At 47.9% G+C, this 11581-nt stretch carries 11 protein-coding genes; 4 read left to right on the forward strand and 7 right to left on the reverse strand.

Features of this window, described 5'->3' with window-relative positions; all coding sequences use genetic code 11:
• Positions 1–145 precede the first annotated feature (145 nt).
• Together KD145_RS22245 and KD145_RS22250 are read left to right on the forward strand one after the other, a co-directional pair.
• Positions 146–346, forward strand: coding sequence for a hypothetical protein (locus KD145_RS22245; protein WP_212001766.1), 201 nt, complete (start codon positions 146–148; stop codon positions 344–346).
• 151 nt (positions 347–497) lie between these two features.
• Positions 498–1502: a type II toxin-antitoxin system antitoxin SocA domain-containing protein gene (locus KD145_RS22250; RefSeq protein WP_212001767.1), complete on the forward strand. Its 1005-nt coding sequence runs from the start codon at positions 498–500 to the stop codon at positions 1500–1502.
• Between the two features lie 73 nt (positions 1503–1575).
• On the opposite strand, the gene KD145_RS22255 is transcribed toward KD145_RS22250, so the two are convergent.
• From KD145_RS22255 to KD145_RS22285, 7 genes are all read right to left on the reverse strand, one after another.
• Complete coding sequence (locus KD145_RS22255; RefSeq protein ID WP_212001769.1) at positions 1576–4983, reverse strand: ThuA domain-containing protein; 3408 nt, start codon at positions 4981–4983, stop codon at positions 1576–1578.
• Positions 4984–4991: 8 nt separating this feature from the next.
• A complete protein-coding gene (locus KD145_RS22260) occupies positions 4992–5729 on the reverse strand; it encodes a ThuA domain-containing protein (protein WP_212001771.1) in 738 nt (245 codons plus the stop codon).
• A gap of 165 nt (positions 5730–5894) precedes the next feature.
• Entirely contained in the window at positions 5895–6617 is a 723-nt protein-coding gene (locus KD145_RS22265) for a DUF1080 domain-containing protein (protein ID WP_212001773.1), read from the reverse strand.
• 27 nt (positions 6618–6644) lie between these two features.
• Entirely contained in the window at positions 6645–7061 is a 417-nt protein-coding gene (locus tag KD145_RS22270; protein WP_212001775.1) for a c-type cytochrome, read from the reverse strand.
• Positions 7062–7231: 170 nt separating this feature from the next.
• Positions 7232–8287 carry a sugar phosphate isomerase/epimerase gene (locus tag KD145_RS22275; RefSeq protein WP_212001777.1) on the reverse strand — a complete coding sequence of 352 codons (1056 nt, stop codon included), beginning with the start codon at positions 8285–8287 and terminating at the stop codon, positions 7232–7234.
• Between the two features lie 25 nt (positions 8288–8312).
• Positions 8313–9476, reverse strand: coding sequence for a Gfo/Idh/MocA family protein (locus KD145_RS22280; protein ID WP_212001780.1), 1164 nt, complete (start codon positions 9474–9476; stop codon positions 8313–8315).
• A 58-nt stretch (positions 9477–9534) separates the two neighbouring features.
• Entirely contained in the window at positions 9535–9693 is a 159-nt protein-coding gene (locus KD145_RS22285; protein WP_212001782.1) for a hypothetical protein, read from the reverse strand.
• A gap of 184 nt (positions 9694–9877) precedes the next feature.
• On the opposite strand from KD145_RS22285, the gene KD145_RS22290 reads away from it, so the two are divergent.
• Both KD145_RS22290 and KD145_RS22295 read left to right on the forward strand, forming a co-directional pair.
• Positions 9878–10477, forward strand: coding sequence for an RNA polymerase sigma-70 factor (locus tag KD145_RS22290; RefSeq protein WP_212001783.1), 600 nt, complete (start codon positions 9878–9880; stop codon positions 10475–10477).
• A 93-nt stretch (positions 10478–10570) separates the two neighbouring features.
• Positions 10571–11566, forward strand: a complete 996-nt coding sequence (locus KD145_RS22295; RefSeq protein ID WP_212001784.1) for a FecR domain-containing protein — start codon at positions 10571–10573, stop codon at positions 11564–11566.
• The last annotated feature ends 15 nt before the right edge of the window (positions 11567–11581 follow it).

Genomic DNA, 11581 nt, shown 5'->3' on the forward strand with positions numbered 1-11581 from the left:
ATAATTAATAGATTAAAATTTAAAATAAGTAGCTATTGAGTAGCTCTCAAATAGTTAATTTTGTTTTTTATAAAAACAACTAATTAGTTGTTTTGTGATTTTTTTTAATTTATATTTGTTATATGAATCCGATACTCTCTTTTGTATGACAACTTATGATGAAGTAGCGCAATTTTTAGCTGATTTTAAAGTTAAACTGAGTCTATGGAACATTATTTATCGGAACGACAGAGGTAAGAACACACAAGCACTTTTAGATTTAGAACTGACCCCTAACCAAAGAACAGAAATAATCAAACGAATAGAAGTAGCTGATATAGCCAAGGCCCTTTGGATGATATTTTAAATGGAGGAGCAAAGATGTGGGTCTTTGGCAAAACACACAACGAAGTAGAAATATATATTAAAATCACTCTAGGACATCCCAACACTAGTGTAATCTGTATTTCTTTTCATCAATCGGAATTTCCAATGAAGTGCCCTTTAAAGTTAAGATTATGAAAAGTCCATTTACCGGAGGCAACGTTAGATTAGAAAAAGAATCCCGAACATTCGACTATAGAAAAGAAAAGTTCGAGATAATATATCATTATTATGTCTGCGAAGAGAGTGGCGAGCAATTTACGAATGATGAACTGGACACACTTAATATTACCCAAGTCCATAATAAATACAGGTCCAGGTTTGGTATTCCTACTATTGAAGAGATTAAGCATGCCAGATCAAAATATGGACTTAGCGCAGCCAAAATGAGCGAGATACTTGGGCTTGGTATTAATGTGTATCGAAATTATGAAGCAGGTGAAATGCCAAGTATTTCCATTGGAAGATATATTCGATTGGTTGCAGATCCCCAGGAATTTATTAAACTTGTTGAAATTAATAAGTCCTCCTGGGATGCCACAGAATATTCAGAAGTACTAGAGATAATTTCTAAATTTCGTGATCCGCAATTATATGAGGACGAAGGTCAGTTAGCCTTATCACTCTTTAAAGATTGCTTACCTAATATTTACAACGGTTTTAGGGTTCCGGGTATTAAGAGAATTGGGGCCATGATTAACTATTTTGCCACAGCTTTGCAACCATTTACAACAGCTTTAAATAAGCTAATGTTTTATGCTGATTTTAGTCACTATAAGAAACATGGCATGAGCATCAGTGGTATAACCTATAAAGCAATACAAAGAGGGCCGGTACCCACAAACTATGGAGGACTTTATAACGCAGCAGTGAATAAAGGATATGTTAAAGTAGCCGAAGTCGATTTTGGCGAATATGGAGGTGATAAATTTTATAATGATGAGGAAACAACCCCTGTCAATTTATTAGATGCTTTGACCCAACTTGAGTTAGCTACATTAGAAACTATTACTGAAAAATTCAGGAATATGAATACTAGCCAGATCGTAGATGTAAGTCATAATGAACCTGGCTGGAAAGAAAATGTGAACAATTTTGACAAGATTAGTTATGATTTTAGCTTCAGTTTAAATATTTAGGGCAAGAATAACAAGATTAAAAAAGCGGAGGCTACACACAGTAGCCTCCGCTTTTTTAATATATCACCTTCTACTAACTTCTAAGCATAAACGAAGCAATACCTAATGGTACCTGTTTGCCTGGATCTGTAGGTCTCAGTTTGATGTACAGGTGATGTTTTTTACCATCGTTGATGGGTGAAAAACTGATGCTTGCCTTGTTGGGTACTTTAGCCTGAGCGCCGGGGCCGACGGTTGTTTCACCGAGGCGGGTACCGTTGGCGTTGTCCAGGAAGGCTTCTACTACATATCCCTGTGACTGGGCATCCTGCACCATATAGGTGATTTCGATGCCGTTGACAGTGGTGAGGTCGAGGTCGTTGTATACGGCCCAACCGTTGGCGGTGGCAGGGATGAGCAGTTTGATACCATCGGCCTGGTAGGTAGACACGCCATCTGCTTTGCTATATGCGGCTGCAGGCAGCTTGGGATTCAGCAATTGTACGGTGGTGGTACCGGTGATTGGTTTGATGCCGGGGCCGCCTTTATCCGTGTAGCTGGCCAGGAGATACAGCACACCGTTATCTTTCAGCTCATTGCCCATAGTGGGATTGAGGCTGCCGGTGACAGGCAGGGAATGGGCTTTAGGTGTGTTGCCGCCTAAAGAGAAGATGTATTCCACCAGCTGGTGGGCTTCTCCGTTGGACAGTCCGGGATGGGCTGACATAGCGGTTTCACCCCATACGCCGCCGCCGCCGTTGATGATCTTTTTGGCGAGTGTTTCTGGTGCAGCCGGATCGTTTTTATATTTCTCTGTTATCTGTTTGAAAGAAGGGCCGATGGATTTTTCATCCGGTTTATGACAGGTTTTACAGTCGGATACTTCCATGATGTTTTTACCTGCGATGGCGCCGGTGATGATCTGGTGGCCTTGCGGAGCGCCGGCTTTATCGCTGCCCTGGATATAATCTGCCTTTACAAATATATTGCTGACATCGAGTTTGCCGCTGGCGCTGCTGCCATCTTCCTTATCACTAACGGTAACGGTATAACGTACCTGTTTGCCGGGGAAGTAGAACATTTTATTGCCTTCCAGCTGGATGTTTACCTGTGGTGTTTCATTACCTGCATACAGGGCTATTTCACTGCTCTTTGTTTTACCGCCTTTGCCATCCTGTACTTCCACGTATACATTGTATTCGCCGGCTGTAGTATAGGTAAATTCCACTGTAGGGGTGGTGGTTTCCTTTTTGCTGCCATTGCCGAAATACCAGAGATAGGTGAGTTTGTCGCCATCAGGATCTACAGATCCTTCAGCGGACAGTTTAACGGTGAAGGGCAGGGCACCGGTGAGCTGGTTACTTTGAATAGTGGCCAGCGGGGCGCGGTTGCCACCGTTGTAATCGATACGGGCCAGGCCTGCGTCAACATTTTTGCTGAACCAGCCATTGCCATATTCAAGTACATACAGCCGGCCATCGGGGCCCATTTCCATATCGATGGGGGCATTCAGTTTGGTGCCAGGCATAAAACGTTCCATCTTGGAGAAGTTACCGTTTTTGTCCATGGTCACGGCCATGATCCAGCCGCGTATCCAGTCGTATATGAACAGTTTACCGTTATAATAATCCGGGAAGCGGGTTTCTTTCGGATAGAACTCACTGTAATAAACAGGTCCAGCTTCTGCATTACGGCCACCGCTGCCTACGATAGGGAATTCGTCTGATTTACCGTAAGGATACCAGATGAAGGCAGGTACGGCTGGTGGCAGTTCTTTCAGGCCGGTGTTGTTACGGGAATTATTGACGGGTTTCAACGGATCATAGGCCGGACCGGTTTCACCGGTTTCGTAATTGTATGCGTGATAGGCTTTGTTGTCAGCGATGAACATGGGATAACCATAGTTACCTGGTTTTTTAGCCTGGTTTACTTCATCGTATCCGCGGGGGCCGCGGTTAGGATCATCGTTGTTGGCATCGGGGCCTACCTCGCCCCAGTAGAGATAACTTGTTTTTCTGTCTATAGAGATGCGGTAAGGGTTGCGGGTACCCATGGCATATATTTCCGGGCGGGCGTTTTTGGTGCCTTTAGGGAAAAGGTTGCCTTCAGGGATGGTATAGGAGCCGTCGGCTTCTACTTTGATGCGGAGGATTTTTCCGCGAAGATCATTGGTGTTGGCGGAAGAGCGGCGTCCATCGTATTGTTCATGGCCGGGGCGGTCGTCCGTAGGTCCGTAACCGTTACTTACGTATTTCTGTCCGGCTTCATCAAAAGGAGTGGTATTGTCGCCGGTAGAGACGTACAGCAGTTTATCCGGGCCGAACGCGATGGAACCGCCGGTATGGCAACAGATATTCCGCTGGGAATAAAACTGAAGGACTACTTTTTCGGAGGCCATGTCCAGTTGGTTGTTTTCAAACTTAAAACGGGACAGGCGGTTGACAGAAGTATCTACGGGAGAATACATCACATAGATGAAATGATTGTCTTTATAGTCGGGATCGGCAGCGAGGCCAAGAAAACCTTCTTCGGCGTTTACATTAGGAACATCCGTTTTGTAATACACCTTCAGGAATCCCACCTGGGTGAGGGTTTTGTCTGCCTGTTTGTAGAGCATCAGTTCACCGCGGCGTTGTGCCACGAGGATGTCGAGGTTAGGCAGGATGGTCATTTCGGTAGGTTCAAAGAACTGGCCGGAGGTGAGCATGTTTTTGGTAAAGCGGTTTTCATCCGGTGTGCGGAGAGAAGTGGCTTTACTGTAGTCGAGCACCAGATTTTTACCGATAGCATATTGAATACCGCCCAGCAGGTGTTTGAGGAAAAGGCTGTCGGAGTAACATTCTTCGGTATGTCCAAGGGCCGTATAGAAGGCGCGGCCGCCGTCGTATTCATGGTACCAGCTTACCGGGTGGTCGTTATTCATGGTACCGCCTTCGTAGGTTTTTTCATCTACCTTAAGCAGTACGGTAGTAGTGGTATCTCTTTTTTTGAAGTTGTACCATTCGTCGGTATGTTCAAATTTATCGGGCAGTCCGGCAGTAGCGGGGAAGGATTTGTTGATTACCTGTACACTGGCTTTGTGCACGCCGGGCGGGTGACTGAGGAAATAGGCACCTGCGAGATGGTTGTACCATCCCCATTCATATTCAGTATCGGTGGCAGCGTGTACGCCTGCATAACCGCCTCCTGCCTGTATATATCTTTCAAAATCGGCTTCCTGTGCGGTGTTGAGCACATCACCGGTAGTATTGAGGAAGATCACGGCAGCATATTGCTGGAGCGAGTCTTCATTGAAGCGGTCAGCATTTTCGGTGGTATCCACGTCGAAGCCGTTTTCTTTGCCCAGTTTCTGTATGGCAGCGATGCCTGCAGGTATAGAGGCATGGCGGAAAGCAGCGGTTTTAGTGAATACCAGTATTTTGGGCTGGCCGGGGCGTGTTTTCGTACAGCCAGCTATAGCAACCAACGCCAGCAATAACAATAGTTTGATCGAATGTTTCATCGGTAATTTCAGTTAACATTTTTGATGCCCATAGTATACTGAATACCACCCAACAGGTGTTTCAGGTATAACGGGTCTGAATAGGATTCTTTGGTATGGCCCATGGCGGTATAGAAAGCGCGGCCACCTTCGAAGGTATGGTACCAGCACATAGGGTGGTTGTCACCGTTTTTGCCGCCCTGATAGGTGGATTCATCTATTTTGATGAGCACATGTACATCCGGATTCAGGTCTTTGAAGCTGTACCATTCATCTTTACGGACCCAGTCATCGGGCAGGTGTTGTGTTGCGGGATGATGGTGATCGATTACATGAAGGGTAGCCTGTTGTTGTTTGGGATGGTCCAGAAACCAGGCACCTGCGAGTTTGTTGTACCATGGCCAGCCGTATTCGGTGTCGGTAGCAGCGTGGATGCCCATCCAGCCGCCACCCTGATGGATGTATTGCTGGAAGGCCACCTGTTGGGTGCTGTCCAGCACATCGCCGGTGGTGCAGCTGAAAATGACGGCAGCGTATTTTTTCAGGTTGGCGGTGGTGAAGAGCGCTGCATCTTCTGTGGTGTCTACATCAAAACCGTTTTCTTTGCCGAGCTGCATGATGGTGGCTTTGGCAACGGGAATACAGTCGTGGCGGTAGCCGGTGGTTTTTGAAAAGACCAGTACCCTTTTGGGTTTGGGCTTTTTGACGGCCTGTGCGCAGAGGGAGACTGACAGCAACAGGGTCATGACGGCGGTGATTGTTTTCATTTTTGCGTGGTATTTTAAATAGAAATATAAAAAGCAATTGGGCACTGTGTAAAAGCGTCACGCAAAGAGGCGAGGCAACAAAGGGGCAAAGAAATGGTTTCCCTGCTTAATGTCTTTGTGGCTTGCGTCTTTGCGTGACAGCTTTTGCGCTTGCGCGGAAAAGGATTACAGCACTTTTATTTTGATGTTACGGTACCATACTTTGTTACCGTGGTCCTGCAGTGCAATATGTCCTTTAGGATATTTACCGAAGCCTTTCCAGTTTTTAAATTTACTGTTGGCTACGAGTGTGTCCCATTCAGGTGTTCCCATCGTTGTTTCAACGGTTTTAACGCCATTGAGCCAGAGGGTAAGGTGGCCGTCTTTTTTCACAATTCTGGCGGTGTTCCATTGACCTACCGGTTTTACGGATTTCTTTTCAGATTTCACCAGGTCGTAGAGGTCACCGGCATTGTGTTTGTTGATCTTGCCATCCGGGTGTTTATCATCATCGAGCACCTGCATTTCAGGGCCGGTGAGATAGGTAGCCTGGAATTCGGGATCTTCGTGTACGCTGAAGATAATGCCACTGTTGCCGCCTTCGGAGATTTTCCAGTCGATGCTCAGTTCATAATTTTCATATTCACCGTTGGTGACGATGTCACCGCCGGGGGCGCCGCTCTTTTTGGCGTCCACATCAAATTCCAGCGCGCCGTCTGCGACTTTCCAGGCTGGACTGGCAGCATCTTTCAGGTAGGTATGCCATCCATTGGTGGTTTTACCGTCGAACAGCAGTTGCCATCCTTCCTTTTTCTCTTTGGCAGAAAGGTTATTTGCTTTCTGGGCTTTTAATGCTGAAGTGCTGGTGAGCGCACCAAGCATAAGGGCTCCGATGATGATTTTTTTCATTTACTATAGTTGTATAATGGAAAAGTATTATTTACCTGATAAAGACAGGATGTATTTCACCATTTCCTTCGCATCGTCTTTAGACACATTTGGGTGAGGGAGCATCGCTACTTCGCCCCAGTTGCCTGAACCACCTTTGATTACTTTGTCAGCCAGTTTATCAACATTCGCCGGTGTGTTGGGATATTTACCGGCAATATCTTTCAGAGAAGGGCCTACCACTTTCATTTCTTCCTTGTGACAGGTTTTACAGTCACTCTGTGCCATCAGTTCCTCGCCTTTGCTGGGTGGATTGCCTGCATTGGGAGATACCATGGAGTTGTCTGCTGCAGCGTTTTCCTGGCTGCTTTTGGTTTGCTGTTGATCCTGTTTTTTCTCACCACCGCCGCAAGCTGCAAAAAACAGTACGCTTAATACCAACGGTGCCAGATACCTCTTTTTCATTTTCCTATTTTTTTATTTTGTTATTTGTTGATAGATGTTTGTTTGTTATTTTTTTGTTGGATGAAGGTACTGTGTTAACAACCTTCTTATAGCTTCTTTATTGACTTTAACCTATTCTTTATTGATGCATCCCTGCTGTCCAAATAAACAAATAAGCAAATAATCAAATATTAAATACCGAGGACCCGTTTGTTGAAAGCATCATCAGTGGCGGCGCCGGCGAAGTCGTCGAAGGCTTTTTCGGTGACGCGGATGATATGATTTTTAATAAACGGAGCGCCTTCGCGGGCACCATCTTCCGGATGTTTCATGCAGCATTCCCATTCCATAACGGCCCAACCGGAGAAATCGTATTGGGTGAGTTTACTGAATACGGATTTAAAGTCTACCTGTCCATCGCCGAGGGAGCGGAACCTGCCGGGGCGGTCTATCCAGGCCTGGAATCCGCCGTATACGCCGGAGCGGCCGGTAGGATTAAATTCCGCGTCTTTTACGTGGAAAGCCTTGATTTTTTCGTGATAGATATCAATGTACTCGAGGTAGTTGAGGCATTGCAGTACAAAGTGGCTGGGATCGTAGAGGAGGCATGCGCGGGCGTGGTTGCCGGTAGCTTCCAGGAAACGTTCGTAGCTGGCGCCGTCGTGGAGGTCTTCGCCGGGGTGGATCTCATAGCAGAGGTCTACACCGTTGGCATCAAACTCGTTGAGGATAGGCAGCCAGCGTTTGGCCAGTTCGGCGAAACCTGCTTCCACCAGGCCTGCCGGGCGTTGTGGCCAGGGATACATGGCCGGGGCCCAGAGCAGCGCACCGCTGAAAGTGGCGTGTGCATTGAGTCCCAGGTTACGACTGGCCTTAGCTGCATATTTCAGCTGGTTAACGGCCCATTCCGTACGGGCGTTGATGTTATGATGATATTGTGCCGGTGCAAAACCGTCAAACATTTCGGTGAATGCCGGGTTAACAGCCACCAGCTGGCCTTGCAGGTGGGTACTCAGTTCGGTGATCTCCAGTCCGGCTGCATTCACAATCCCTTTGATTTCATCTGCATAGGTCTTGCTCTCTGCTGCTTTCTGCAGGTCTATCAGGCGGGCATCCCAGGAAGGGATCTGTACACCTTTGAAACCGATGGAGGCAGCCCATTCACAGATGGACTTCAGACTGTTGAAAGGCGCTTCATCTCCCATGAACTGCGCCAGAAAAATACCAGGGCCTTTTATTGTTTTCATATAGTCGTGCTTGTTATACGAGATACTAGATCTCGAAGGTGGTCCATTTGGTATCGCTTTGTGCAGAGCGTACCACGTTATCGATAAATGCCATGCCACGTACGCCGTCTGCCACACCCGGGAAATCGAGTGATTCCGGAGCAGGCTGTACACCGTCTATTTTAGCGGACAGGGTCTGTGCGAAGTTGCGGTACAGGTTACCGAACGCTTCGAGGTATCCTTCCGGATGGCCGCCCGGGGTGCGGGTGTTATGGGTCATGTAGCTGGACTGGAAGCTGTAGCCCCCGCCGGCGCGATAGATCTCAGCAGGTTTGTCGAGCCATTTTACCAGTAAGGTATTGGGTTCGTGCTGTGCCCATTCCAGACCACCTTTTTCTCCGTAGACGCGGATCTTCAAGGCATTCTCTTCACCGGCAGCTACCTGGGAGGCCATCAGCACACCGGCAGCGCCGTTATCGAAGCGGAGGAGTACGGCGCCGTCATCGTCGAGGGCGCGGCCTGGCACCAGGATATTGAGATCGGCACACAGTTTTTCTACCTGGGCACCGCTGATATATTCGGCAAGGTTAAAGGCATGGGTACCGATATCGCCCATGGCACCGGCTTTACCCGATTTTTTAGGATCTGTTCTCCAGGCTGCCTGGGCATTGCCTTCACGCTCACTCAGTTTGCTGAGCCATCCCTGTGGATATTCCACCCATACTTTGCGGATTTTACCGAGGGCACCGTCTTTTACCATCTGGCGTGCCTGTTTTACCATCGGATAGCCGGTGTAGGTGTGGGTGAGCAGTAAGGTGAGGCCGGTGGCTTCTACCTTCTCTTTTAATTGTTTGGCTTCTTCCAGGGAGAAGGTGATCGGTTTTTCGATCACTACGTTGAAGCCCAGGTCCAGCGCCATCATGGCGGGTTCAAAGTGAGCGAAGTTAGGGGTCACGATGGTGACGAAGTCCAGCCGTTTGTCTGCCGGCATGGTGGCTTCTTTCTGGAGCATGGTTTTAAAATCGAGGTAGGTGCGTTCCGGATCGAGGAACAGCATTTTTCCGGATTCCATGGCCACTTCATTGTTGATGCTGAGCGCACCGGCTGCCAGTTCTATCAGACCGTCCATGTTGGCGGCTATACGGTGGATAGCGCCGATGAAGGCATCTTTACCACCGCCGATCATTCCCATTCTTAACTTACGGTTCATCTTCAAATATTATTTAGGTTCTGAATTTAAATTATGGTCAGGTGTTCAAATCGCGTTTTTACTGCATCCGTGGCACATCAAAAGGCAAGATAACAGCTAAGGACAATATTCCGGTACCGTCCATAACATTTAATCCGCGTGCATGTTTCCCCGGATAGTGGATGGTGGCCGGCATCAGAAGGGCGGGAGCCTTTGCCGGCTGTATACTGTTTGGCATAACGTGGAAATTTATAAATTAAGAATAACGGCATAAAAGCCATTAAATTTATAAAAAGTATTTGCATATTTTCATTTTTAACTCAGCCCGGGGCATTTTTTTTGAAAATTTCCTTTTCGCACTGTAATGGGTTATCTTAGCTCCCACATGAACCATCATATGCCTTTCTGACTTTTACTTTTTTATGATTAGCGGGTTGTATAGCGAAGAGGTGATGCAGGGCCTGCAGGCCAGAGACCGTGCGGTGTTTGCCCGGGTATACGAACATTTTTATCCCATTCTTTTTGCCACTGCCCGGAAATACCTGGGTGAACGGGAACAGGCGGAGGAAGTGGTCCAGGATGTTTTTCTCCGGCTGTGGGAAAAGGATTTTACCCTGGAACATGCTGCCGCGCTTAAGAGTTACCTTTTCCGCGCCGTCATCAACCAATGCATCAATCATCTGCAGCGCAACCGTATGCTGGAAGGACATCATGCTGAAATTCAACATTTACAGGAAGAGAGTTACCTGTGCACATTCATAGAAGAGCAGGAATTACGCGAACGGATACACCATGCAGTCGAGCGTTTGCCGGAACAATGCCGGCGTATTTTTAAGTTGAGCCGCTACGGAGGCCTGAAGAACAATGAGATAGCCCAACAGCTGGAGCTGTCTGTAAAAACCGTAGAGAATCAGATGACCATTGCTTTAAAGCAGCTGAAAGCTGCTTTACTGGACCATGCGGAAAAGCCTATATCGGCTGTCACCAGGCTGAAACTGTTGCTGTGGCTTGCTTCTGTTTAATGTCCCCATTATTTTAAAAAATTTTTTCCCTCCTTTTGGGGGTAGGCTTTTGCTGATTTGTCTCAGCAATAAAGCGCATCCTTTTTTCGTAAGATGACCAAACCAACCGACCACCATTCTTTTATGCTGCTGTGCCTGCAATCGCCGCAAGATGCGGCGCTGCAGTCCCGGCTGCAATCCTGGCTGGATGCCGATGAGGAACACCGGGAGCTGTACCGGCAATTGAAACTGCTATGGGAACAGGCCCCCCATGCAGCGCTGTTTGAAGATACTGACACCACTGCAGCCACGGCCAGGTTCCTGGCGCTGCTGGACCAAACGCCAGCCGCCACGCCCGTGCTGCCGTTACGCCGGCCATGGCGCCGCCTGATGACGGCCGCTGCTGCCGCTGTACTGTTTATCGCCGCCGGCGCCGCCTGGTGGCAATACACCCGCAACAGCATACAATGGCTGGGCAAAACCACCAGCAGTCAACCAGACTCCCTGTTACTGGCCGACGGCTCAAAAATCTATCTCAATAAATACTCACAAGTACGATATCCCGCCGCCTTTAAAGGAAAAGAAAGACAGGTGGAGCTGACGGCAGGAGAAGCTTTTTTTGACATCGCTACTGATCCTGTGTACCCCTTTACTGTTGTGAGCGGCCCGGCGCAGATACACGTGCTGGGTACCTCCTTCAATGTGAAGGCCGGCGCAGAAAAAATACAGGTGTACGTACTGTCCGGCAGGATAGCCCTCGCCATGGAACACCGGCCACAGGCGCTGCATCTGCAGGCCGGCCAGAGCGCTTCCTGCAATACCAACACCGGAGAACTACGGGCCGATACTGTGACAGACATCAACCAGCTGGCCTGGCGTACCCACGAACTTCAGTTTGTGGACACCTCCCTGCAGGATGTATGTAACGTTCTCTCCGCCTACTATGGCGTACCGGTGGTCCTCGATCCGAAGATTAGCCGCCAGCGCAAGCTGAACGCCAACTTCAGCAACAAAACATTACAGGAAGTACTGCAAACACTAACCGCTTTATATGATTATCAATTTCAACAACTAAATGACACAATATATGTGCACTTGCCTGTGAAATAGTGCAAGCTTACCATC

The sequence above is a fragment of the Chitinophaga sp. HK235 genome (assembly GCF_018255755.1).
Classification (GTDB): domain Bacteria; phylum Bacteroidota; class Bacteroidia; order Chitinophagales; family Chitinophagaceae; genus Chitinophaga.

Coding starts and splice junctions, on each gene's coding strand:
- KD145_RS22245 (WP_212001766.1), top strand. CDS start 146: ATGACAACTTATGATGAAGTAGCGCAATTTTTAGCTGATTTTAAAGTT.
- KD145_RS22250 (WP_212001767.1), top strand. CDS start 498: ATGAAAAGTCCATTTACCGGAGGCAACGTTAGATTAGAAAAAGAATCC.
- KD145_RS22255 (WP_212001769.1), bottom strand. CDS start 4,983: ATGAAACATTCGATCAAACTATTGTTATTGCTGGCGTTGGTTGCTATA.
- KD145_RS22260 (WP_212001771.1), bottom strand. CDS start 5,729: ATGAAAACAATCACCGCCGTCATGACCCTGTTGCTGTCAGTCTCCCTC.
- KD145_RS22265 (WP_212001773.1), bottom strand. CDS start 6,617: ATGAAAAAAATCATCATCGGAGCCCTTATGCTTGGTGCGCTCACCAGC.
- KD145_RS22270 (WP_212001775.1), bottom strand. CDS start 7,061: ATGAAAAAGAGGTATCTGGCACCGTTGGTATTAAGCGTACTGTTTTTT.
- KD145_RS22275 (WP_212001777.1), bottom strand. CDS start 8,287: ATGAAAACAATAAAAGGCCCTGGTATTTTTCTGGCGCAGTTCATGGGA.
- KD145_RS22280 (WP_212001780.1), bottom strand. CDS start 9,476: ATGAACCGTAAGTTAAGAATGGGAATGATCGGCGGTGGTAAAGATGCC.
- KD145_RS22285 (WP_212001782.1), bottom strand. CDS start 9,693: ATGCCAAACAGTATACAGCCGGCAAAGGCTCCCGCCCTTCTGATGCCG.
- KD145_RS22290 (WP_212001783.1), top strand. CDS start 9,878: ATGATTAGCGGGTTGTATAGCGAAGAGGTGATGCAGGGCCTGCAGGCC.
- KD145_RS22295 (WP_212001784.1), top strand. CDS start 10,571: ATGACCAAACCAACCGACCACCATTCTTTTATGCTGCTGTGCCTGCAA.